This window comes from Micromonospora echinofusca (assembly GCF_900091445.1).
Taxonomy (GTDB): Bacteria; Actinomycetota; Actinomycetes; order Mycobacteriales; family Micromonosporaceae; genus Micromonospora; species Micromonospora echinofusca.
The window spans coordinates 4,942,652-4,966,461 of record NZ_LT607733.1 but is presented as its reverse complement, the minus strand read 5'-3'; the positions used below and the strand labels follow the sequence as shown (position 1 = coordinate 4,966,461).

At 74.8% G+C, this 23,810-nt stretch carries 17 protein-coding genes; 12 read left to right on the top strand and 5 right to left on the bottom strand.

Annotated features, from left to right (window positions below):
* The first annotated feature begins 44 nt into the window (after nt 1–44).
* The 5 genes from GA0070610_RS21125 (at nt 45) to GA0070610_RS21105 (ending at nt 5,103) form a co-directional block, all read left to right on the top strand.
* The gene (locus GA0070610_RS21125) at nt 45–1,220 is read left to right on the top strand and encodes a cysteine desulfurase family protein (RefSeq protein ID WP_089001650.1); all 1,176 of its coding nucleotides are present in this window, start codon (nt 45–47) and stop codon (nt 1,218–1,220) included.
* A gap of 147 nt (nt 1,221–1,367) precedes the next feature.
* Complete coding sequence (gene mnmA / locus GA0070610_RS21120) at nt 1,368–2,441, top strand: tRNA 2-thiouridine(34) synthase MnmA (RefSeq protein ID WP_089001649.1); 1,074 nt, start codon at nt 1,368–1,370, stop codon at nt 2,439–2,441.
* A 92-nt stretch (nt 2,442–2,533) separates the two neighbouring features.
* Nucleotides 2,534–3,538, top strand: coding sequence for a methionine synthase (locus tag GA0070610_RS21115; RefSeq protein ID WP_089001648.1), 1,005 nt, complete (start codon nt 2,534–2,536; stop codon nt 3,536–3,538).
* 36 nt (nt 3,539–3,574) lie between these two features.
* On the top strand, nt 3,575–3,934 hold the full coding sequence (locus GA0070610_RS21110; RefSeq protein WP_172896568.1) for a VOC family protein: 360 nt from the start codon (nt 3,575–3,577) through the stop codon (nt 3,932–3,934).
* A 167-nt stretch (nt 3,935–4,101) separates the two neighbouring features.
* Nucleotides 4,102–5,103, top strand: a complete 1,002-nt coding sequence (locus GA0070610_RS21105) for an ADP-ribosylglycohydrolase family protein (protein ID WP_089001646.1) — start codon at nt 4,102–4,104, stop codon at nt 5,101–5,103.
* A 70-nt stretch (nt 5,104–5,173) separates the two neighbouring features.
* Here the strand turns inward: GA0070610_RS21105 and GA0070610_RS21100 are convergent, their stop codons facing one another.
* Nucleotides 5,174–5,704, bottom strand: coding sequence for a type II toxin-antitoxin system PemK/MazF family toxin (locus GA0070610_RS21100; RefSeq protein ID WP_089001645.1), 531 nt, complete (start codon nt 5,702–5,704; stop codon nt 5,174–5,176).
* Between the two features lie 198 nt (nt 5,705–5,902).
* On the opposite strand from GA0070610_RS21100, the gene ligA reads away from it, so the two are divergent.
* The 6 genes from ligA to GA0070610_RS21070 all read left to right on the top strand — a co-directional run bounded on the left by ligA (nt 5,903) and on the right by GA0070610_RS21070 (nt 16,889).
* Nucleotides 5,903–8,038, top strand: coding sequence for an NAD-dependent DNA ligase LigA (gene ligA, locus GA0070610_RS21095; RefSeq protein WP_089001644.1), 2,136 nt, complete (start codon nt 5,903–5,905; stop codon nt 8,036–8,038).
* Between the two features lie 175 nt (nt 8,039–8,213).
* A complete protein-coding gene (locus tag GA0070610_RS21090; RefSeq protein ID WP_089001643.1) occupies nt 8,214–10,829 on the top strand; it encodes a putative bifunctional diguanylate cyclase/phosphodiesterase in 2,616 nt (871 codons plus the stop codon).
* Between the two features lie 238 nt (nt 10,830–11,067).
* Nucleotides 11,068–11,373 carry an Asp-tRNA(Asn)/Glu-tRNA(Gln) amidotransferase subunit GatC gene (gatC, locus tag GA0070610_RS21085; RefSeq protein ID WP_089001642.1) on the top strand — a complete coding sequence of 102 codons (306 nt, stop codon included), beginning with the start codon at nt 11,068–11,070 and terminating at the stop codon, nt 11,371–11,373.
* A complete protein-coding gene (gene gatA, locus GA0070610_RS21080; RefSeq protein ID WP_089001641.1) occupies nt 11,370–12,845 on the top strand; it encodes an Asp-tRNA(Asn)/Glu-tRNA(Gln) amidotransferase subunit GatA in 1,476 nt (491 codons plus the stop codon). Before gatC ends, gatA begins: the two co-directional genes overlap by 4 nt.
* Nucleotides 12,846–12,858: 13 nt before the next feature.
* Entirely contained in the window at nt 12,859–14,352 is a 1,494-nt protein-coding gene (gene gatB, locus GA0070610_RS21075) for an Asp-tRNA(Asn)/Glu-tRNA(Gln) amidotransferase subunit GatB (RefSeq protein WP_089001640.1), read from the top strand.
* A gap of 179 nt (nt 14,353–14,531) precedes the next feature.
* The gene (locus GA0070610_RS21070) at nt 14,532–16,889 is read left to right on the top strand and encodes a transketolase-like TK C-terminal-containing protein (RefSeq protein WP_089001639.1); all 2,358 of its coding nucleotides are present in this window, start codon (nt 14,532–14,534) and stop codon (nt 16,887–16,889) included.
* 550 nt (nt 16,890–17,439) lie between these two features.
* On the opposite strand, the gene GA0070610_RS21065 is transcribed toward GA0070610_RS21070, so the two are convergent.
* The 3 genes from GA0070610_RS21065 to GA0070610_RS21055 form a co-directional block, all read right to left on the bottom strand.
* Nucleotides 17,440–19,014: a metallophosphoesterase gene (locus GA0070610_RS21065; RefSeq protein ID WP_089001638.1), complete on the bottom strand. Its 1,575-nt coding sequence runs from the start codon at nt 19,012–19,014 to the stop codon at nt 17,440–17,442.
* Between the two features lie 57 nt (nt 19,015–19,071).
* Nucleotides 19,072–20,247 carry a PQQ-dependent sugar dehydrogenase gene (locus GA0070610_RS21060; RefSeq protein ID WP_089001637.1) on the bottom strand — a complete coding sequence of 392 codons (1,176 nt, stop codon included), beginning with the start codon at nt 20,245–20,247 and terminating at the stop codon, nt 19,072–19,074.
* 67 nt (nt 20,248–20,314) lie between these two features.
* Nucleotides 20,315–22,129: a SpoIIE family protein phosphatase gene (locus GA0070610_RS21055; RefSeq protein WP_089001636.1), complete on the bottom strand. Its 1,815-nt coding sequence runs from the start codon at nt 22,127–22,129 to the stop codon at nt 20,315–20,317.
* A 185-nt stretch (nt 22,130–22,314) separates the two neighbouring features.
* Here GA0070610_RS21055 and GA0070610_RS21050 point away from each other — a divergent pair, with 185 nt between their 5' ends.
* Nucleotides 22,315–23,241 carry a 2-hydroxyacid dehydrogenase gene (locus tag GA0070610_RS21050; protein WP_089001635.1) on the top strand — a complete coding sequence of 309 codons (927 nt, stop codon included), beginning with the start codon at nt 22,315–22,317 and terminating at the stop codon, nt 23,239–23,241.
* A gap of 15 nt (nt 23,242–23,256) precedes the next feature.
* Here GA0070610_RS21050 and GA0070610_RS21045 read toward each other — a convergent pair whose 3' ends face one another.
* On the bottom strand, nt 23,257–23,634 hold the full coding sequence (locus tag GA0070610_RS21045; protein ID WP_089001634.1) for a PH domain-containing protein: 378 nt from the start codon (nt 23,632–23,634) through the stop codon (nt 23,257–23,259).
* Nucleotides 23,635–23,810 lie beyond the last annotated feature (176 nt).

Sequence of the window (23,810 nt, the reverse complement as noted above, 5' to 3'; positions counted from 1 at the left end):
TCCGGCATCCGGGCCGCCACCAACCGGTCGTAGGCTGAACGGCGATGGCTTACCTGGATCACGCGGCGACCACTCCGATGCTCGACGAGGCACTCGAGGCGTACGTCGCCACCGCCCGCGAGGTCGGCAACGCGTCCTCACTGCACGCGGCGGGCCGCCGTGCCCGGCGGCGGGTGGAGGAGTCGCGGGAACGGGTGGCCGCCGCGCTGGGCGCCCGCCCCTCCGAGGTCGTCTTCACCGGCGGCGGCACCGAGAGCGACAACCTCGCGGTGAAGGGCATCTTCTGGTCCCGCCGCGCCGCCGACGCGCGGCGTGACCGGGTGGTCTCCAGCGCCGTCGAGCACCACGCCGTGCTCGACGCGGTGGACTGGCTCGTCGAGCACGAGGACGCCGGCGTGGGCTGGCTCACCGTCGACGCCACCGGCCGGCTCAGCCCCGACGAGCTGCGCGCCGAGCTGGCCGCGCACGGCGACCGGGTCGCCGTGGTGACCGCGATGTGGGCCAACAACGAGGTCGGCACCGTGCAGCCGGTCGCCGAGCTGGCCGCCGTCGCCGCCGAGCACGGGGTGCCGTTCCACACCGACGCCATCCAGGCGGTCGGGCAGGTGCCGGTCGACTTCGCCGCCGCCGGGGTCGCCGCGCTGACCGTCACCGGGCACAAGCTCGGCGGGCCCACCGGGGTGGGCGCCCTGCTGCTGGCCCGCGACGTGTCGGCCACCCCGCTGCTGCACGGCGGCGGCCAGGAACGGGACGTACGCTCCGGCACCCTCGACACCGCCGGCATCGTGGCCTTCGCGGTCGCCGTGGAGGCGGCGGTCAAGGGCCAGCAGGAGTACGCGGCCCGCATCGCCGCGCTCCGCGACGACCTGGTGGAGCGGGTCCGGCACGCGGTGCCCGAGGTGGTCTTCAACGGCGACCCGACCGACCGGCTGCCGGGCAACGCGCACTTCTCCTTCCCCGGCTGCGAGGGCGACGCCCTGCTGCTCCTGCTGGACGCGCGGGGCATCGCCTGCTCGACGGGTTCCGCCTGCTCCGCCGGGGTGGCCCAGCCGTCGCACGTGCTGATCGCCATGGGCGCCGACGACGACCGCGCCCGCTCCTCACTGCGCTTCACCCTCGGCCACACCAGCACGGCGGCCGACGTGGACGCGCTGATCGCCGCCCTTCCGGCCGCCGTCGACCGCGCCCGCCGCGCCGCCGCCCTCCGCACGCCCCGCTGACCTCGCCGCGAGGCGGTCGATCATGCAGTCGTGGTGCCCGGAGCGTGGTCTCCTGCGGCATTCGTGCCCCGCCACGACTGCATGATCGCCGGTGGCTGGGCGGGTCGGGGATGGGGATAGGGTCGGTGGGGTGAAGGGAGTGAGCCGGTGAGGGTCTTGGCGGCGATGTCGGGCGGGGTGGACTCGGCGGTCGCGGCGGCGCGGGCCGTCGAGGCGGGGCACGACGTGACCGGCGTGCACCTGGCGCTGGCCCGCAACCCGCAGACCTACCGCACCGGTGCGCGCGGCTGCTGCACCCTGGAGGACTCCCGGGACGCCCGGCGGGCCGCCGACGTCATCGGCATCCCGTTCTACGTCTGGGACATGGCCGACCGCTTCCACTCCGACGTGGTGGACGACTTCGTCGCCGAGTACGCGGCCGGCCGTACACCGAACCCCTGCCTGCGCTGCAACGAGAAGATCAAGTTCGCTGCGGTGCTGGACCGGGCCGTGGCCCTGGGCTTCGACGCCGTGGTCACCGGCCACCACGCCCGGCTCGGCGCCGACGGCCTGCTGCGTCGCAGCGTCGACCTGCCCAAGGACCAGTCGTACGTGCTGGCGGTGCTCACCCGCGAGCAGTTGGACCGGTCGGTGTTCCCGCTCGGCGACTCGACGAAGGCGCAGGTGCGCGAGGAGGCGGCCCGGCGCGGGCTGGCGGTGGCCGACAAGCCGGACTCCCACGACATCTGCTTCATCGCCGACGGGGACACCCGCGGCTTCCTCGCCGAGCGTCTCGGTGAGGCGCCCGGCGAGGTGGTGGACGCCGCCACCGGCGCCGTGGTGGGCAGCCACAGCGGCGCGTACGCGTACACGGTCGGGCAGCGGCGCGGGCTGCACCTGGACCGGCCGGCGCCGGACGGCCGGCCGCGCTACGTGCTGTCCATCACGCCGAAGACCAACACCGTGACGGTGGGCCCGGCCGAGGCGCTGGAGGTCTCCCGGGTGCGCGCGGAGCGCCCCGTGTGGACGGGCGGCCCGCGCCCCGACGCGCCGCTGGAGTGCGAGGTGCAGTTGCGGGCGCACGGGGACGTGGTGCCGGCGACGGTCGAGCTGACCGCCGACGGTCTGCGCGCCGAGCTGCGCCGCCCCGTGCGGGGGGTCGCCGCCGGCCAGGCGATCGTGGCGTACCGGCCGGACCCGGCCGGCGACGTCGTGCTCGGCTCCGCCACCATCGCCGGCTGACGCCCGATCGGGAGCGTGCGTCCGGCAGGGCACCCCGGTCCGGTCCCGGGCGGCCGAGTGGCGGGCGTCCGCGCACCGGATAGTCTTCGGCCGTGACAGATCAGGCGTGGCCCTGGCCGGCCGGCGCGGCGACCGGCATCGGTTCGCTTCCCGGCACCGACATCGCCGAGGCACAGCGGATCGTCCTCGGTGAGCTTCCCGCCCTGCCCCACCTGCCGGAGCTGCCGGCGCGGGGCCCCGGCGCCGACCTGATCGGCCGGACCGCCGGCCTGCTGGTCGAGCTGCCGGTGGAGCTGTACGCCGCCCGCTGGCGGATCGCGCCGCGCCCGGGGCGGGACGTGCGCCGCGCCCGCGACCTGATGGAACGCGACCTCGACCAGCTCGCCGAGCAGGCGGAGGAGTACGCGGGGCCGGTCAAGATCCAGACAGGTGGCCCGCTGACCCTGGCCGCGTCCCTGGAGCTGCCGATCGGCGGCCGGATGCTGCGCGACCCCGGCGCCGTCCGGGATCTCACGAACTCGCTCGCGGAGGGGCTGCGCGGGCACGTCGCGGCGGTCGCCCGCCGGCTGCCGCGCGCCACCGTGCTGCTCCAGCTCGACGAGCCGTCGCTGCCGACGGTGCTCGCCGGGCGGGTGCCCACCGAGAGCGGGCTCGGCGCGTACCGGGCCGTCGATCCGAGCGCCGCCGCGTCGCTGCTGCGCACGGTCGTCGAGGCGGCCGGGGTGCCGACCGTGGTGCACTGCTGCGCGCCGGACGTGCCGCTGGAGCTGATCCGCTCGACGGGAGCCATCGGCGTCGCCCTCGACCTCGGCCTGGTCACCGACCTGGATCCGCTGGGCGAGGCGATCGACGCGGGGCTCGGGCTGCTGGCCGGCGCCGTCTCCACCACGCCGTCGTCCGCCGGTCGCGCGCCGACCTCGGCGCAGGTCGCCGATCGCGTACGCCAGCTCTGGGACCGCCTCGGGTTCCCCCGCCGGCAGCTCGCCGAGCAGGTCGTGGTGACCCCCGCCTGCGGCCTCGCCAGCGCCTCCGGGCAGCACGCGCGCGCCGTGCTCGCCGCCTGCCGGGACGCGGGACGGCGGCTCGCCGAGGACTGAGGTTTCCCGTCGTACGAGCGGGGCAGGATGGCCGGCATGATGGGACAACTGCGCACCGTGGTCATCGACTGCCCCGATCCCCGGGCCTTGGCCGGGTTCTACTCGGAGCTGCTGGGCCTGCCCGTCGACGCCGACGCCAGCGACGACGGCTGGGTCGTGATCGCCGGCTCGGGTCACCGTCTCGCCTTCCAGACGGCGCCCGACCTGCGCCCGCCGGCGTGGCCCGACCCGGAGCGGCCGCAGCAGTTCCACCTGGACGTGCAGGTGGCGGACGTGGAGGCGGCCGAGCAGCGGGTGCTGGCGCTCGGCGCCCGGCGGCTGCCCGGCGAGGGCGACGACTTCCGGGTCTACGCCGACCCGGCCGGTCACCCCTTCTGCCTGGTCTTCTCCGCCTGAGCGACCCCGCCGGGCACCAAGGCCGGGCCCGGCCGATCCCTGCGCCGCCGCCGGACCGCGAGGGCCCCGACGGATGCGTTTCCCCCACGTCCGCCGGCACGCGACCTGTTCCTGCGCCGACATCCGCCCCGGTGGTGCGGGTTGCGTGCGGCGGGCATGATCGCGGAATGATCGACACCTCGCTCCGGCGGGCCGCGGGTTCGCTCTTCGGCCTCGCCTACGGTGACGCGTTGGGCAAGCCGACCGAGTTCCTGACCGTCGCCGAGATCGTTCGCCGGTACGGGCCGGCCGGCCCCCGCGAGCTCGCCGGTGAGCCGGCGCTGGTGACCGACGACACGCAGATGGCGCTGGCGGTCGGCTGGGCGCTGCACGACGCGCCGGCGCTGACCCCGGAGGCGGTCGAGCCGCTGCTGCGCAAGCGTTTCCTGGACTGGGCGGCCAGCCCGGAGAACAACCGGGCGCCGGGCATGACCTGCCTGCGGGCCTGCGCCGAACTGGAGCGCGGGGTGCGCTGGCAGGAGGCGACGGTGGCCGGCTCGAAGGGCTGCGGGGCCAACATGCGGGTCACCCCGGTCGGCCTGGTCGACGTCGACCTCGACACCCTCGCCGGGCTGGCCCAGCTCCAGGCGGGGCTGACCCACGGCCACCCGACCGGCCTCGCAGCCAGCGAACTGACCGCGTACGCGGTGCGGCTGCTGCGCGACGGCGCGGCGCTGGCGGAGCTGCCCCGGCTGCTCGCCGACCGGGCCCGCGACCAGCGGCGGGTCTACCGCGCCGACTGGCTCGGCGACCTCTGGCAGCGCCCCGGGGTGGACACCCCGGAGGACTTCGTCGCCCGGGGCTGGGACGAGTGCCTCGCCGTCCTCGGCCGCCTCGACGCCGCGCTCGCCGCCCCGGACGACGGCGGCGACCCGTGCCGGCACACCGGCGAGGGGTGGATCGCCGAGGAGGCGCTGGCCACGGCCCTGTTCTGCGCGATCCGGCACGCCGACGACCCGGTGGCCGCGCTGGCCCGGGGCGCCACCACCGCCGGCGACTCCGACTCGATCGCCGCGCTGGCCGGCGCCTTCGTCGGCACGGCCCGGGGCATGGCGGCCTGGCCCGCGCCCTGGGCCGCCCGCATCGAGTACGCCGACCAGCTCACCGCCCTCTCCCGGGCCTGGGACTGAGCCTGCGCCGTCGCCGCTGGGGTGACCGACGGGCGGGGCGGGTCAGGCACCCGGCAGGCCGGGCTGAGGGTCAGGCGCCCGGCAGGTGGGGGAGGCGGCGGATGCGACGCCACAGGGCGGGATCGCAGTCGCCGGCGCGGCGGGCGAAGTCGGCCAGCGCGACGTGCACCGGCTCGGCCAGGTCGACGAAGCTGTCGTGGTCGGCGTCGGGATCCCACCGACGGGTGGGGATGGACACGTGGTCGTCCCGGGCGCTCTTGTCCTGACTGGTGATCTTCAGGACGTCGGCGCCCCCGCCGTCGGCGCGCAGCACCAGGCAGGGCCGCACCTTCGAGCCGGTGCCGTCGGCGTACGGGACGTCGGCCCACCAGATCTCGCCCGGGCGCGGCGCCCCGTCGGGGGCCCGCTCGGCGGTGCGCGGCCGGGGCGGCGCGCTCGACCGGCCGGGCCCGCCCGGTGGCGTCCTGCGGCCGGGGCGGGCACCCGGACGCCTCGGCGGTCGCCCGGCGTCGTCGCGGTCGCCCCGCCGCCGGTCGTTCCACGCCCAGCCGGCGGCCACGGCCAGCACGATCCCCGCCGCCCAGAGCAGCCATTCCGGCATCCGTACCCCCGCCTGGTCAGTGGGTGCGGCGCGCGGGCCGCGGCGTCGACGGTGCGCGGACCCGCCCGCGCGGCACCGCCGTCCGGCGATCCTCGCACGGCCGGGGCCCCGACGCCGCCCGGGCGCGACGGGTGGCCGCCGGATTGTCCCACCGGACCGATACGGTGCCGAGGTAGCGGAATCACGGGAGGTCGCACGGTGTCCGAGGAAGCCATCGCCCAGCAGGTCACTCCGGCACAGGAGGCGGCCGCCGGCGCCGAGCCGACCCCCGATGCCCGGGAACGGCACGCGACGCTCAGTCAGGAGCTGACGGAACACCAGTACCGCTACTACGTGCTGGACGCGCCGACCATCCCCGACGCCGAGTTCGACCGGCAGTTGCGCGAGCTGGAGGCGCTGGAGGAGCAGTACCCGGCGCTGCGCACCCCCGAGTCGCCGACGCAGCGGGTCGGCGGCACCTTCTCCACCGACTTCACCCCCGTCGCCCACGCCGAGCGGATGCTCTCCCTCGACAACGCCTTCGCCGACGAGGAACTGGCGGCCTGGGCCGAGCGGGTCGAGCGCGACGCGGGTGGCCCGGTGCCCTACCTCTGCGAGCTGAAGGTCGACGGGCTCGCCATCAACCTGACCTACGAGCGCGGCCGGCTGGTGCGGGCGGCGACCCGGGGCGACGGGCGCACCGGCGAGGACGTCACCGCCAACGTGCGCAGCATCCGTGACGTGCCGGGCCAGCTCGCCACGTCGGCCGAGTTCGGCGACGTGCCCGAGTTCGTCGAGGTCCGGGGCGAGATCTACTTCCCGGTGGCCGCCTTCGCCGACCTCAACGCCGGGCTGGTCGAGCAGGGCAAGCCGCCGTTCGCCAACCCGCGCAACGCCGCCGCCGGCAGCCTGCGCCAGAAGGACCCGCGGGTCACCGCCTCCCGGCCGCTGCGGCTGGTGGTGCACGGCATCGGCGCCCGCCGCGGCTTCCAGCCGGTGGCGCAGTCCGAGTCCTACGCGGCCCTGCGGGCGTGGGGGCTGCCGACCAGCGACCGCTGGCGGGTGGTGCCCGACCTGGCCGGTGTCGCCGAATACATCGCCCACTACGCCGAGCACCGCCACGACGTCGAGCACGAGATCGACGGCGTGGTCGTCAAGGTCGACCCGGTCCCCATCCAGGGCCGGCTCGGCTCGACCAGCCGGGCGCCGCGCTGGGCCATCGCCTTCAAGTACCCGCCGGAGGAGGTGAACACGAAGCTGCTCGACATCGACGTCGAGGTCGGCCGCACCGGCCGGGTCACGCCGCGCGCCGTTCTCCAGCCGGTCAAGGTGGCCGGCTCCACCGTCGCGTACGCCACCCTGCACAACGCCCGGGAGGTCGAACGCAAGGGCGTCCTGATCGGCGACACCGTGGTGCTGCGCAAGGCCGGCGACGTGATCCCCGAGGTGCTCGGCCCGGTGGTCGACCTGCGTCCCGCCGACGCCCGGCCGTTCGTCATGCCCACCACCTGCCCGGCCTGCGGCACGCCGCTCGCGCCGGCGAAGGAGGGCGACGTCGACATCCGCTGCCCCAACTCCCGCACCTGCCCCGGTCAGCTGCGGGAGCGGGTCTTCCACCTGGCCGGCCGCAAGGTGTTCGACATCGAGGCGCTCGGCTACAAGGGCGCGGCGGCGCTGCTCGACGCGCAGGTCATCACCGACGAGGGCGACCTGTTCTCGTTGGACGAGAAGCAGCTCGCCCGGTCGCCCTTCTTCGTCAACAAGGACGGCACGCTCGGCAGCAACGCCGCCAAGCTGCTCGACAACCTGGCCGTGGCCCGCGAGCGCGACCTGTGGCGGGTGCTGGTGGGCCTGTCCATCCGGCACGTGGGCCCCACCGCCGCGCAGGCGCTCGCCCGGCACTTCCGCTCCATCGAGGCGATCGACCGGGCGAGCGAGGAGGAGCTCTCCTCGGTCGACGGCGTGGGGCCGACGATCGCGGCGAGCATCCGGGAGTGGTTCGCCGTCGACTGGCACCGCGAGGTGGTCCGCAAGTGGCGCGAGGCCGGCGTACGAATGGCCGAGGAGGCGGTCGACGAGGGGCCGCGCCCCCTGGAGGGCCTCACCGTCGTGGTGACCGGCACCCTGCCCGGGTTCAGCCGTGACCAGGCGTCCGAGGCGATCCAGAGCCGGGGCGGCAAGGTCAGCGGGTCGGTCTCCAAGAAGACGTCCTTCGTGGTGGTAGGGGAGAACCCCGGCTCGAAGGCCGACAAGGCGGCCAGCCTCAAGGTGCCGGTCCTGGACGAGGATGGTTTCCGGGTGCTGCTCGACGCCGGCCCGGAGGCCGCCCGGGAGGTCGCCCGCGTCGAGGAGTGACGGCGGGCGCGGCACGTCGCGCGTGGACCCGACGGGGCAGGTCGAGATACCAACTTAATTACGACTACGACCGATTCGCGACTGTCGTGCCGGGCATTGCGACACGGAGGGCGTTTCATTGGTGGCACGGCGTGCGACCCGGTCACGCCCCGTGGACCGAGCCCTCGGAGGTGTGATGGAGTCCGCCGACTCGCGCAACTCCGTTCCGCCTGGCCGGGCGCGCCCGTTCTTCGCCTTCGTCTGGTCGGTCGTCGCGCTGGCCGCGGTGCTCTGCGTACGCCCGCTGCTCGACCTTCCGGCCGAGCTGCCGCGGCTGCCGGTGGCGTTCTGGGTGATGGCGGCCCTGGCTGTCGGCTGCGACGCGCGCCCGTTCGTGCCCCCCGGGCGCAGGCAGACCTCCGCGGTCTTCCCGTCCACCTGCTTCACCTTCGCCATCCTGCTCGGCTGGGGCTTCGGCCCGGCGCTGCTGGTGCAGGCCGTGGCCGTCGTCGTCTCCGGCTGGCGGATGGGCCACGCCCCGTGGCGCACGGCGTTCAACGCCGCCCAGTACGCGGCCGCCCTGGGCGCCGCCTACGTGGTCACGTGGCTGGGGCCCGGCAGCATCTTCGACGGCGGCCGGCTGCGCGGCACGGACGTGCTGGCGGTGGGCGGCGCGACGGTGGCCTGGTTCGCCGTCAACTACACGCTGGTCAGCGCGGCTGTCCGGCTGCGTTTCGGTGACCGCTGGTGGCCCAGCCTGCGGCAGGGGCTGGGCTTCGAGCTGCTCTCCACCGGCTCGTTGCTGCTGCTCGCCCCGGTGCTGGTCGCGGCGGCACGGGCCAGCGCCGCGCTGATCCCGCTGGTGCTGGTGCCGCTGTTCGCCGTCTACCGGATGGCCCGGCTCAGCGTCGAGCAGCAGCAGCTCGCGTCCCTGGACCCGCTCACCGGCCTGCCCAACCGCAAGGCGCTGCTGGCCGAGGTCGGCGAGCAGGTGCACGTGCACGCCGAGCGCGCGGCCCGGGGCGAGCCCGGCGCGCGGCTGGCGCTGCTCCTGATCGACCTCGACCGGTTCAAGAACGTCAACGACGCGCTCGGGCACGCGGTGGGCGACCGGCTGCTGGTCGAGGTGAGCGCCCGGCTGACCGGCGTGGTCGGTGAAGGCATGGTCGCCCGGCTGGGCGGGGACGAGTTCGCCATCGTGATGACCGGCCTGACCGACGCCGACGAGGCCCGTGAGCTGGCCGGCCGGGTGGTCCGGGCGCTGGCCGAACCGGTGTCGCTGGACGGGTTGCCGCTCGACGTGGGCGGCTCGATCGGCATCGCGCTCTTCCCCGAGCACGGCGAGGACTTCGCGACCCTGATGCGCCACGCCGACGTGGCGATGTACGACGCCAAGCACCGCAACGACACCGTGGCGGTCTACGCGGCCGAGTCCGACCACAACTCCGCCGAGCGGCTCGGCCTGCTCGCCGACCTGCGCCGGGTGCTGGAGGCGGGCCGTCCGGCGGCCGCCCCGCCCGCCGGACAGGTCGCGGCCGAACTGGCCGACGTCGGCGCCGACGGCGCCCCGGGCGACGGGGCGGTGGCCGTCGCGGCCGGGGCGACGCCGGCCGGCCGCCTGCCGGGTGCCGGGCGGGCCGGCGCCACCCGGGGCGGCGACGGGGCCACGCTTTCCGCCGACGTCGGGGACCTCACCCCCGGAGCCGGTCGCTGGCGGCTACGTCGCCGTCGGCAGCGGCCCGGGCCGCCGCCCGGAGACGAGCTGATCAACCGGATCGTCACCGCCGCCGACCCGATCCGCCGTCGGGCGGCGACCGCCGCGACGGACGGCCCCGACCGAGGCGACGGCCCGGGCCGCCGCAACGGCGCCGGGCACCCCGGCGGGCAGGGCGCCGGGGTCGTACGCCGGCAGGGCCCGCCCGTCGACGACGGCGCGGGGGCGCCCGGCGGCGGCCGCGCCCCGACGGGCCGGCGGGGTCCCCGCCACGACGCGACCGGCCGGCGGGACCCCGACGCCGCTGCGGCCGCCGACGCGGGCGAGATCACCATGTACTACCAGCCGCAGGTCGCCATCGCGACCGGCGAGGTGGTCGGCGTGGAGGCGCTGCTGCGCTGGCGGCACCCCCGTCGGGGCATGGTGGACCCGGAGGAGCTGATCCGCGTCGCCGAGCAGAGTGCGGTGATGCGGCTGCTCACCCGCCGGGTGGTGGACGACGTGGTGGAACAGCTCGCCAAGTGGTCGGCCGCCGGGACGCACCTGCCGGCGGCGCTCAACGTCAGCGTGCGCGACCTGCACACCGGCGAGATCGCCGACCAGATCGCCGACCGGCTCGCCCGCTACGGGGTGCCGCCGCAGCGGCTGCAACTGGAGATCACCGAGGGCGCCCTGATGGCCGACCCGCGTCGCGTGCTGGCCACCATCACCCGGCTGCACCGCATCGGCGTGGGCATCGCCCTGGACGACTTCGGCACCGGCTACTCCTCCCTCCAACACCTGCGGCGGCTGCCGCTGTCCGAGGTGAAGGTGGACCGCTCCTTCGTGCTGGGGATGGCCGACGACGCCGACGACGCGGCGATCGTCAAGTCGACCATCGAGCTGGCGAAGGCGCTCGGGCTGCGGGTGGTCGCCGAGGGCGTCGAGGACGAGCGCACCTGGCGCATGCTCCACGCGGCGGGCTGCGACGCGGCGCAGGGCTGGTTCTACGCCCGGCCGATGCCGGCCGAGGAACTCGTCGGCTGGCTGGCCCGCTACCGGCCCGTCCGCCCGACGCCCAGCCCCGACACCGAGATTCCCCGCCGACACGCCCGCTGAGCTGCCCACCCGGCGCACCCGGGACACCGGTGGCACGGCGCGTCGGTCGAGGCACCAGGGCGACCGCCCGCGCGGCGCGGCGGCGGACGACGCCCCCTCCCGCCGCGCCGGAGGGGGAGTCGGGGACGCGCCGCCGGGACGGAACAATAGACTCGCTCCGGTCACCGCGCGTCACGCACCTCGGCCGCGCGGCCGACACCCGGTCCGACCCGCAAGCACCGTCACGAAGGGGGCACCGATGGCCGCCATCTCCCGCGAGGAGGTCGCGCACCTGGCGCGACTGTCGCGGCTCGCCGTAACGGAGGAGGAGCTGGACACCTTCGCCGGCCAGCTCGACGTGATCCTCCAGGCGGTCGCGCAGGTCGGCGAGGTCGCCGCGGCGGACATCCCGCCGACGTCGCACTCGGTGCCGCTGACCAACGTCCTGCGCGAGGACGTCGTGGTGCCCGGGCTGACCCCGCAGGAGGCGCTGTCGGGCGCGCCCGACGCCGAGCAGCAGCGGTTCCGCGTACCGCGGATCCTGGACGAGGATGTGGCGTCATGACCGATCTGACCAGACTGACCGCGACGCAGATCGCGGGGCTCGTCGCCAGCGGTGAGACCTCCGCCGTCGAGGTCACCCGGGCGCACCTGGACCGCATCGGCGCCGTCGACGACCGGGTGAACGCGTTCCTGTACGTCGACACCGAGGGCGCGCTCGCCGCCGCCGCCGACGTCGACGCCCGTCGCGCCGCCGGCGAGGAGCTGGGCCCGCTGGCCGGCGTGCCGGTCGCCGTGAAGGACGTGCTGACTACCAAGGGCGTGCCGACCACCGTCGGGTCGAAGATCCTGGAGGGCTGGCGCCCGCCGTACGACTCGACGATCGTGCAGCGCCTGCGCGCCGCCGGCACGGTGATGCTCGGCAAGACCAACATGGACGAGTTCGCGATGGGCTCCTCCACGGAATACTCGGCGTACGGGCCGACGCACAACCCGTGGGACCTCAGCCGCATCCCGGGCGGCTCGGGCGGCGGCAGCTCCGCGGCGCTGGCCGCGTACGAGGCGCCGCTGGCGATCGGCTCCGACACCGGCGGCTCGATCCGCCAGCCGGGTGCCGTCACCGGCACGGTCGGCGCGAAGCCCACCTACGGCGGCACCTCCCGTTACGGCCTGGTGGCGTTCTCGTCGTCGCTGGACACCCCCGGCCCGTGCGCCCGCAACGTGCTGGACGCGGCGCTGCTGCACGAGGTGATCGGCGGGCACGACCCGCGCGACTCCACCTCGATCCCGCAGCCCGTGCCGGACGTGGTGGCCGCCGCCAGGCTCGGCGCGACCGGCGACCTGACCGGCGTGAAGCTCGGCATCGTCAGCGAGTTCGTCGGCGAGGGCGCCGAGCCGGGCGTGATGGCGGCGTTCCGCGAGTCGGTCGACGCGCTGACCAAGCTGGGCGCCGAGATCGTGGAGGTGTCCTGCCCCCACTTCCGGTACGCGCTGCCGGCGTACTACCTGATCGCCCCGAGCGAGGCCTCCTCCAACCTGGCCCGGTTCGACGGCGTCCGGTTCGGCCTGCGGGTCGGCGACGACGGCAACCGGTCGCTGGAGGAGGTCATGTCCCTGACCCGGGAGGCCGGCTTCGGCGCCGAGGTCAAGCGCCGCATCATGATCGGCACGTACGCGCTCTCGTCGGGCTACTACGACGCCTACTACGGGCAGGCGCAGAAGGTCCGTACGCTGATCACGCGGGACTTCACCGCCGCGTTCGAGCAGGTCGACGCGCTGATCTCGCCGACCACCCCGTTCGTGGCGTTCCCGATTGGCGCGCGCACCGCCGACCCCTACCAGATGTACCTGGCCGACCTGTTCACCATCCCGACGAACCTGTACGGCGGGCCGGGCATCTCGGTGCCGTGCGGGCTCTCCGACGGGCTGCCGGTCGGCTTCCAGATCATGGCCCCGACGATGGCCGACGACCGCATGTACCGGGTCGCCGCCGCGCTGGAGAGCGCCGTCGGCACGTTCACCCCACCGGCACTGTGAGGCAGGAGCTCAGATGACGACGACGCTGCCCGCGTACGACGAGGTCGTGGCGCGCTACGAACCGGTGATCGGCCTGGAGACCCACGTCGAGCTGGGCACGAACACCAAGATGTTCTGCGGCTGCCCGACGGACTTCGGCGGCGAGCCGAACACCCGGGTCTGCCCGGTCTGCCTGGGCCTGCCCGGTTCGCTGCCGGTCGCCAACAAGGCCGCCATCGAGGCGACCATCCGGATCGGCCTGGCGCTGAACTGCTCGATCGCCGAGTGGTGCCGGTTCGCGCGGAAGAACTACTTCTACCCGGACATGCCGAAGGACTTCCAGATCAGCCAGTACGACGAGCCGCTGTGCTTCGAGGGCTACCTGGACGTCGAGGTCAACGGCGAGTTGGTGCGCATCGGCATCGAGCGGGTGCACCTGGAGGAGGACACCGGCAAGACGCTGCACGTCGGCGGCGCCACCGGGCGCATCCACGGCGCCACCGAGTCGCTGGTCGACTACAACCGGGCCGGCATCCCGCTGGTGGAGATCGTCACCAAGCCGGTCCCCGGCACCGGCACGCTCGCCCCCGAGGTGGCCCGCGCGTACGTCACCGAGCTGCGCGACGTGATCCGCTCGCTGGGCGTCTCCGACGTGCGGATGGAGGAGGGCTCGCTGCGCTGCGACGTCAACACCTCCCTCAACCTGCCCGGCGAGGAGTGGGGCACCCGCACCGAGACCAAGAACGTCAACTCGCTGCGCTCGGTCGAGCGGGCCGTCCGGTCGGAGATCATCCGGCAGGCGTCCGTACTCGACGCGGGTGGCCGGATCACCCAGGAGACCCGGCACTTCCACGAGGACACCGGCGACACCACGCCGGGCCGGTCCAAGGAGACCGCGACCGACTACCGGTACTTCCCGGAGCCCGACCTGGTGCCGCTGGCGCCGGACGCCGCCTGGGTCGCCGAGCTGAAGGCCGCGCTGCCGGAGCTGCCCCGGCTGCACCGGCGCCGGCTCCAGGAGCAGTGGGGCCTGTCGGACCTGGACATGCAGTCGGTGCTGAACGCCGGCGCGGTCGAGCTGATCGAGCAGACCGTGGCCGCCGGCGCCTCCCCGGCGGCGGCCCGCAAGTGGTGGCTGGGCGAGCTGTCCCGGCGCGCCAACGAGACCGGCGTGGAGTTGGCCGACATCGGGGCCACCCCGTCGCAGGTCGCCGAACTCCAGGGCCTGGTCGACGCCGGCAAGCTCAACGACAAGCTGGCCCGTACCGTTTTGGAGGGCGTGGTGGCCGGCGAGGGCTCGCCGACCGAGATCATGACCAACCGGGGCCTGGAGGTCGTCTCCGACACGGGCGCGCTCACCGCCGCCGTCGACGAGGCGATCGCCGCCAACCCCGACATCGCCGACAAGATCCGCAGCGGCAAGGTCGCCGCGGCCGGCGCCCTGGTCGGGGCGGTCATGAAGACCACCCGTGGCCAGGCCGACGCCAAGACGGTCCGGGAGCTGATCCTGGAGCGCCTCGGCGCCTGACCCGGCAGGGGAGGGGACCTTCCTGACGCCCTCCGCACGGGAGGGCCCCTTCCACCGCATCGAGCCGCCGCGTGCGCCCGTCGCACGCGGCGGCTGCGCACCCGCAGACGCCCACCTCTCGCGACCCACCCGCCCCCGACCGGCTGTCAACGGTGACTGCCGGACCCCTGGAGTCGACCGTGAACCGTACCGACCTCGACGTCCTCGAAGAGATCCAGCAGCGGGTGCTCTGGCTCGCGACCCGGATCGTGGACGCTGCCAACCACGACCGGGACACGGGCGACGGGGTGAAGGTGGGCGGGCACCAGGCGTCCAGCGCCTCGCTGGTCACCGCCATGACGGCGCTGTGGTTCGCGCACCTCGAGGCCGAGGACCGGGTGGCGGTCAAGCCGCACGCCTCGCCGGTCTTCCACGCCATCCAGTACCTGCTGGGCAACCTCGACCGCTCCTACCTGACGAAGCTGCGCGCCCGGGGCGGGCTCCAGTCGTACCCGTCGCGCACGAAGGACCCCGACGAGGTCGACTTCTCCACCGGCTCCGTCGGGCTCGGCGCGGCGGCGCCGCTGTTCGCCGCCGCGACCCGCCGCTACGTCGACGCGCACTTCGGCGCCCGCCCGCACTCCCGGTTCGTCGCGTTGATCGGCGACGCCGAGCTGGACGAGGGCAACATCTGGGAGGCGGTCGCCGACCCGGCCACCACCGGGCTGGGCAACGTGACGTGGCTGGTCGACTTCAACCGCCAGTCGCTGGACCGGGTGGTGCCCGGGGTGCGGATCAACCAGTGGCGGGGCCAGTTCGAGGCCGCCGGCTGGCACGTGGTCGAGGTCAAGTACGGCCGCCGGCTCGCCGAGGCGTACGCCCGGCCGGGCGGCGAGGCACTGCGCGACTGGATCGACGCGATGCCCAACGAGCAGTACCAGTCGCTGTTCGGGCTGACCGGCGCGGCGCTGCGCAAGCAGTTCCTCGACGGTGCGCCCGACGGGATCGGGGCGTTCATCGCCGACGTGGGCGACGAGGAGCTGGGGCCGCTCGTGACCGACCTGGGCGGGCACGACATGGCGGCGATGCTCGACGCGTACGCCCAGTGCGACGCGGTCACGGACCGGCCCAGCGTGATCTTCGCGTACACCGTGAAGGGGTGGGGGTTGCCGATCGCTGGCAACCCGCGCAACCACTCGGCGCTGCTGAGCACGGAGCAGGTCGACGCGCTGCGGGCCGCGCGGGGGCTGACGCGCGAGACCGAGTGGGACCGGCTGGACCCGGCGTCTCCGGCCGGCATCCGGGCCAACGAGCGCCGGGAGGCGCTGTCCCGCGCGCCCCGCGAGCGGGCGCTGGGCGTCACGGTCCCCGACACGACACGGGTACGCGCGAACAAGCCGATCTCGACGCAGGAGGTCTTCGGGCGGGTGCTGGTCGAGCTGGCCCGCAACCCCGAGGTGGGCCGCTACCTGGTCACCACCGCGCCGGACGTGGCGACCTCCACCAACCTGGCCGGGTTCATCAACAAGACCGGCGTCTTCGCCCCGACGGAGCAGCGCTCCTGGACCGAGGACCGGATGCTGCGCTGGACGGAGAGCCCCGCGGGGCAGCACATCGAGCTGGGCATCTCGGAGATGAACCTGTTCCTGCTGCTGGGGCAGCTCGGCCTGTCGTGGGACCTGTCGGCGCAGCCGCTGCTGCCGGTCGGCACGGTCTACGACCCGTTCGTGCTGCGCGGGCTGGACGCGTTCCTCTACGGCACGTACTCCGGCTCCCGGTTCGTGGTCGCCGGCACCCCGTCGGGCATCACGCTCGCCCCGGAGGGTGGCGCCCACCAGTCGACCATCACCGCCTCGGTGGGGCTGGAGCTGCCCGGGGTGACGTTCCTGGAACCCGCGTACGCGGCCACCCTGGACTGGCTGCTCTGCGACGCGCTGGGCCAGATCGCCGGCGGGGCGGCCCCGTCGGCGACGGCCGCTCCCGCCGAGGACGGCGCGTACTACTTCCGGCTCAGCACCCGCCCGATCGATCAGGCGCCCTTCGAGGCGGCGCGGGCCCGCCTCGGCGACGCGGTGCTGCGCCGGCAGGCGGTCGCCGGGGCGTACCGCCTGGTCGACGCGCACGAGGCGTACCCGCACCTGGCCGACGCCCCGGTGGTGCAGCTGGCCGCCTCCGGCGCGGTGCTGCCCGAGGTGCTCGCGGCGGCGGCGGAACTGGCCGAGGAGGGCATCGCCGCGCACGTCGTCGACGTCACCTCGCTGGACCGGCTCTACCGGGCCTGGCAGCGCACCCTCCGCCAGGGCGTACGCACGGCCACGGTGCCGAGCGTGCCGGGCGCGCTCCGGGCGGCGTTCGCCGACCGGGTGCCGGTGGTGACGGTGCACGACGCCGCCTCGCACGCCATGGCGTGGCTCGGCTCGGCGCTCGCCGCCCCGGCGGTGCCGCTGGGCGTGGACGAGTTCGGCCAGTCCGGCAGCGTCCACGAGCTGTACGACCTGCACGACCTGCTCCCCGGCAGCATCGTCAACGCCGCCCTCGCGGCCCTGTCCCTGCGCTGACCCCCCACCGTCGGCTCTTGGTGCGGACGGCCGCGAGCTCGGGGCGTGGGCGGCTGCGGACCTCGGTCGTGGACGGCTACGCCGGTAGGTCGTGCCTGTCGCGGGCGCGGAGGGGCCGCTTCGATCAGGGTCGTGCGGACTGCGGCGCGGAGCTGACGGCGATCAACGTGCTGTAACGGATAGTAATTGCTGTTTGGCGTCACGGAGCGTGGCGGGCGGTGCGGGGTGCGACGGTGCACGTTCGCGCCCTTTGCTCTGCAGCCACCGACGCACCGCTCTCCTGAGCAGGGGAGATGTCAATTCGACCGACCGGCGGCTGGCCGCAGATCGCTACCTGGAGTTACTGGTGCGTCCGTGGCTGCAGAGCAAAGCGTCCGAGGGCCTGGGTGGCTGCGGACGCAAGTGGACCACGCAGCGTAACGACCGCGATCGGAGTTGCGCTGCGGCAACTGGTCAGGGCGACCTGCAGCGGGCGGTGAGCCACCCGGACACCGACAGGCTGGCTACTGGCGCGGCCCGCTCGGCACCCGGCGCTCAGCGCGGATGAGGGTCAGCGGGTCGGGGTGGGGGTGACCGGGGCGGGCACGCCGGCCTGCGGGTCCTCCACGACGTGCCGCTCCAGGTTCACCTGCGCCTGCCCCGTGCCGCCGACGGTGATGTCGTCGTACGCCTGGAGCAGTTTGTCCTTGTCGAAGTAGAGCACGGTCATCGTCAGCGGGGTGGGCTTCTCGCCCTCCAGGCCGCGCAGGCCGGCGCCGCCCGTGGAGCCCTGCACCATCAGCTGGGTGGGGCCCTTCCCGGGTACCTCCGGCAGCTTCGAGACCTGCCGGTCGTGGGTGTGCCCGGCGAGGACCAGCGGGCAGGTGCCCGAGAGCGGGCCGGCGGAGGCCGGGTCGTGCACCAGCGCGATGTTCACGGGGCGCGGCGAGCTGCGTACCGTGGTCGCGAGCTGGTCGCCGACGCCGATGAGCTGGTCCGCGGTCTGCTGGGTGAGCCCGCTGCCGGCCGGCGACGTGTTCTTGTCGGGGGTGAAGCGCGGGTCGCCGATGCCGGCGATGGTCAGCCCCGCGACCGTCGTGGTCGTGTTGCTCAGCACGATCGCGTTCGGCTGGCGGGCCACGGCCGCCGCGGTCCGGCCCGAGTCGTGGTTGCCCCGGATGTAGACGTACGGCTTCTTGAGCAGGCCGATCGAGCCGACGTAGGAGGCCTCCGGCTCGGAGCCCCAGTCGGTGATGTCCCCGGTGTCGATCACCACGTCGATGCCGAACTGCTCGACGACGGTGCGGATGAGCTGCCAGCCGGTCGGGTTGAGGTGCATGTCCGAGACGTGCAGTACGCGGGTCGTGCCGGGGGCGGGCTCGTAGACCGGCAGCGACGACACCGTGGTGTAGAGCTGGCTGACGTTGCCGACGATGCGCTGGAGCTGCTCGGCGTAGCGGGTGTAGTCGTTCGCGATCCGCCGGGCGTCACCGACGATCGCGGGCGCGTTGACCAGCAGCCCCTCGTAGCGCGGCTCCTCGATGGCCTCCGGCCGGATGGTGGCGGCGGCGGTGCCGAGGCTGCCGGCGGTGACCACCAGCGCCAGAGCGCCCGCCCAGGCCGCCCGGCGGGTGTCGCGGAAGACCAGCAGGGCCAGCAGCAGGGTGACCAGCACCGCCGAGGCGAGCGTCCGCAGCCCGAGCCGCAGCACACCCTCGCGGACGTCGTCGACGGCCGACTGGCTCGCCCGGTTGATGCTCGCCGGATCGTCGAGCAGCGCCTCGGTGCGGCTCTGGTCCAGCGCGCCCAACTCCACGGTCAGGTGGGTCGGCCCGTCGTGGCTGTCGAGCAGCAGCGCCCCCAGCGGCGGGATGTCGACCTTGGTGCCGCCGCCGAAGGCCGGCGCGACCGAGAGGTCGGCCTGGAACGGGCCGATGTCGGTGCTCACCCGGCCGCCGGCGAGCACGCCGAGCACCACGCCGACCAGGGCGACGGCGAGGACCGCCAGGATCACCCCGGTCCTGCGCAGCGCTCGCCGGCCGGTCCTCCCGGCGCCGTCGCGCCGGGGCGCCGGACGGGGGGCGCGATCGGTCGCCGGGACGTCCTCGCCCCGGTTCGCGTGCTCTTCGTTCTCCTGGCCGTCCATGGTGAGATTCTGACCTGCCCACTGAAGGATCTTGGGAAACCCGGACCAGCCGGTGCGTCAGCTCCGGCCGGCCCCGCCACCGGCGAAGACCAACCGCAGCAGCCGGTCGTCCTCGGGCGCCGGCTGGCCCCGCCCGTCGTGGTTGGAGGTGCTGACCCAGATCGAGCCGTCCGGCGCGGCGGCCACGGCCCGCAGCCGCCCGAACCGGTCGGTCAGCAGCTCGCGTGGCTGGCCGAGCACGGTGCCGGTGGCGGTCAGCTCGACCAGCCAGAGGCGCTTGCCGCGCAGGCACGCGGTGACGAGCAGCCGGTCGGCGGCGGTCAGCCCGGAGCAGGACGCGTCGGACGTCGGCCACTGGGCGATCGGGTTGACGAAGCGCTTGTCGTCGTCACGTCCCTCGACCGTCGGCCAACCGTAGTTGCGCCCCTTGGTGATCTGGTTGATCTCGTCCCAGGTGTTCTGGCCGAACTCCACGGCGTACATCCGCTTGCCGGCGTCCCAGGCGATGCCCTGGACGTTGCGGTGGCCCAGGGACCACACCGGGGAGTTCGGGAACGGGTTGCCGGGTGCCGGCTTGCCGTCTTTGGTGATCCGCAGGATCTTGCCGCCGAGGCGCTTGACGTCCTGCGCCTGCGGCCGGTCGCCGGCGTCGCCGGTGCTCGCGTAGAGCAGGCCGTCCGGGCCGAAGGCGAGGCCGCCGCCGTTGTGGATGCCGGCCTTGGGGATGCCGGTGAGGATCGGGGTGGGCGTGCCGCCCAACTCCAGCCGGACGATCCGGTTGTCCCGTTCGGTCGTGTAGTAGACGAAGATCGCCTTGTCCCGCTGGTAGTCGGGCGAGACGGCGATGCCCATCAGCCCGCCCTCACCCGAGGCCGCCACGTCGGAGATGGTCTGCACCGGGGTGACCTTCAGCCCGTCGGGCCCCGACTCGGGGCCGACCCGCAGGATCCGGCCGCTGTCCCGCTCGGTGACCAGCGCCGCGCCGTCGGGCAGGAAGGCGATCGCCCACGGCACCCGCAGCCCCTTGGCCAGCACCGTGGTGACCACCTCCTGGCCGGCGCCGCCAGGGCTCGCCGTCGCCGACGGCGTCGGGAAGGTGGGCGGCTCACCGGCCGGATCGGGCTCCGGCTCGCCGAAGCTGCAACCGGCGGTCGCCAGCAGCAGCGCCGCGCACGAGGCCGCCAGGGCCGTCCGCAGACGGCGGGTGCGAGGGTACGGGGGACGGGCGCTCACCCGGCCCAGGGTAGCCGGCCAGGGCGACGGACCGGGGCCGTCGGATCGGACCGGCTCCGTGGTGCGGTCAGATCGCCCGGACGGCGAGTAGCGCGACGTCGTCCTCCCGCCGGGGAGCGGTGGTCAGCAGCAGGTCGCAGAGATCGCCCAGCGGCAGCCGGTCGGTGCCGGCCAGCCGGGCGAGCAGCTCCGTCATCCCCTCGTCGATGGGCCGGTCCCGCCGTTCGATGAGCCCGTCGGTGTAGAGCAGCAGGGTGTCGCCGGTGGCCAGGTGGGTGTGCCGGGTGGTGCGCCGTACCGGCCGGTTCAGCCCGAGCAGGGGTTCCGGCGCCCCCGCGAGCACCTCCACCGCGCCCCCGACCCGGACCGCGAGGGGCGGGGGGTGCCCCGCGTTGCACCAGGTGATCCGCTGGCCGCCGGCGTCGTCGGCGTGCAGCCGCACCAGGGCCGCCGTGGCCGCCGTCCGCAGGTGCAGCCCGCGGATCGTCTCGTCCAGGCGGCTCATCAGCTCGTCGACCGCGTCGGGCCGGCCGTACGCGTTGCCCCGGACCAGGTTGCGCAGCTGCCCCATGGTCGCGGCGGCCTCGATGTCGTGCCCGGCCACGTCGCCGATCGCCGCGATGAGCTCCCCGCCCGGCTGGCGGAAGGCGTCGTACCAGTCGCCGCCGACCTCGACCCGGTCCGCCGCCGGCTGGTAGCGGGCGGCCAGTTCGAGGTCCCGGGTGACCGGCAGTTCCGGCAGCATGCTGTGTTGCAGCACGTGCGCGACGTGCCGCTGTTCGCCGTACATCCGGCTGTTGCCGATCGCCTGACCGGCCCGGCGGCCGATGTCCTCGGCGATGAGCAGGTCGCTCTCGTCGAAGTCGCGCCGCTGCGGGCCGTTGATCAGGGTGACGCAGCCGAGCACCCGCCCGGCGTCGATGATCGGCACGCTGAGGTGCGAGGAGAAACCGAGGCGGGCGGCGAGTTCCGGCATCTCCGGCCCGACCGTGCCCCGGCGCACGTCGTCGAGGGTCGCCGCGGCGCCCAGTACGGGCCGGCCGGTGCGCAGCACCGCCCGGGTGATCGAGCGGGCGCTCAGCCCCGTGCGCATCAGCTCGGCGAAGCGGGCGACGTCCGGGGCCCGGGCCGGGTCGCGGTGTGCGGAGGTCACGTCGCGGGGCGCCCCGTCGGGCCCGACCAGGGTCACCAGGGACCAGTCGGCCAGCAGCGGCACCATCGTGTCGCGCAGGTGGCGCAGCGCGGTGGCCACGTCGAGCGTGCCCGCCAGCGTCCCCGCCAGCCCGGCCAGCAGCTCCAGCCGGCCGTTGGCCTCCTCGGCGCGCCGCCGCGCCTGCTCGGCGCCGTCGAGGGCGATCCGCAACCGCAGCTCGGAGGAGCAGGCGGCGGCCAGGTCGTCGAGCGTCCGCAACTGCTCGGCGGTCCACTCGCGGGGCTTGTCGTCGATCGCGCAGAGCGAACCGAGGACGCGACCCTCCAGGTCCGTCAGCGGCATCCCGGCGTACGCGACGACGCCCAGCTCGGGCACGGCGAGGTTGTCCCGCAGTGCGGGGTGCAGCCGGGCGTCGGGCAGCACCATCGGGGTCCCGAGGTCGACGACGTGCTGGCAGAACGAGTGGCTCAGGGGCGTCTGCCGCCGCGCGGCCCACGGCCGGGCCAGGCCCACCTCGCCGGGAAAGAACTGGCGCTCGGCGTCGACCAGGGACACCAGGGCGACCGGCACGTCGAGCAGGTCCGCGACCAGCCGGGCGAACCGGTCGAACGCCTCGTCGGGGGCGGCCGTCAGCCGGGTCTCCGCGAGGGAGCGCAGCCGATCCGGGTCGCGGAGCGCAGAGATGGACCCGGCCCGCTCGGGGGCGTCGTCGCGGGAGCCGTCCGTCATTGACCACCTGTCCGTGCGGATGGAGGCCGACCGGCACTCCGGTCCTCCCTTATACCCCCTCCGGGCCGCAATCGCCTCGGTCGCTGTGGGGTCGCCCTGATCACTGCGCCGGTGGTCCACCCGTCCGGGTGCCGCAGCCGCCCCGCCCGACGGGCGGAGGCACCGGGAGCCTATCGTCGGCGGGCGTGAAGGTATGGATCCCGCACCAGGACGGTCAGGCGCTCCTCGGCGAGCTGCCGCCGGAGGTCACGGTCGAGGTGGCCGAGGACGTCTCCCGGCTGCCCTCGGAGACGTCCGGTGTCCGGTTCTGGGTGCCGCCCTTCCTGTCCGGCGGGGACGCCACCGCGCTGCTGCGCGAGCTGCCCGACCTGGCGGTGGTGCAGCTCCTCTCCGCCGGGGCGGACGCGTGGGCCGGCCGGGTCCCGTCCGGGGTGACGCTCTGCGACGCCAGGGGGGTGCACGATCCGTCCACCGCCGAGTGGGTGGTCGCGGCGATCCTGTCCCAGCTGCGCGCCTTCCCCGCCCTGGCCCGCGCGCAGGCCCGGCGCGAGTGGGCGTACGGCGAGGTGGCCCCCACCGATCAGCTGGCCGGCAAGCGGGTGCTGATCGTCGGGGCGGGCTCCATCGGCACGGCGGTACGCGACCGGCTGGCGCCGTTCGAGGTGAGCTTCACGCTGGTGGCCCGGACCGCCCGCCCGGAGCAGGGCGTGCACGGCGTCGGGGAGCTGCCGGGGCTGCTTCCCGAGGCCGACGTGGTGGTGCTGCTGGTGCCGTTGACCGAGCAGACCTGGGGGCTGGTCGACGAGAGCTTCCTCGCCGCGATGCGGGACGGCGCGCTGCTGGTCAACGCCGCCCGTGGGCCGGTGGCCCGGACCGAGGCGCTGGTCGCCGAGCTGCGTACCGGCCGGATCTCGGCCGCGCTGGACGTCACCGATCCGGAGCCGCTGCCGGCCGACCACGAGCTGTGGACGATGCCGAACGTGCTGCTCACCCCGCACGTCGCCGGCTCGGTACGCGGCCTGCTGCCGCGCGCGTACCGGCTGGTCGCCGAGCAGGTCCGCCGGTTCGCGGCCGGCGAGCCGCTGATCAACACGGTGGTGGACGGCTACTGAGCGGCCCGGGGGTGCTCAGCCGGCCGCGCCGGGCAGGCTCTGACCGGTGGCCGAGACGAGCCGGGGCAGGTCGGCGGCGCGTACGGCCGGCAGGGTGACCTGCTGACCGTCGTCGAGCCGGGCGACCGCCCGACCGCGCGGGTCGGCGGCCAGCTCGACGATCCGCTCCCAGCCGATCCGGCGCTGCCCGACCAGGGCCCGCAGGCGCAGCTCGCGGGAGTCCGCGTCGGTGCCGGCCCGCCACGCCCAGACCGCGACGGCGAGCGGGACGAGCAGCACCGGCAGCAGGTACCACCGGGCGCCGGCCACCGGCAGGGCGCCGAAGAAGGCGACGATCGCGGCGGCCAGGATCGCCTGGTTGTGCCGGAAGTGGACGGTGTCTGGGCTGGTCACTCTCCGATGATCCCACTCCGGCCGGCGCCGGTACGCGGCGGGCCGAGCCGGGCGGACCGCCGACGTCGGTGACGGAGATCACTGGCTGGCGGGCGTCACCGCCTTCGCGGCCGATCGTTCCCGACTGATGGGCAGCGGACTCACCCCGGGTCCGATGCCCTGCACCGTCGCACCGC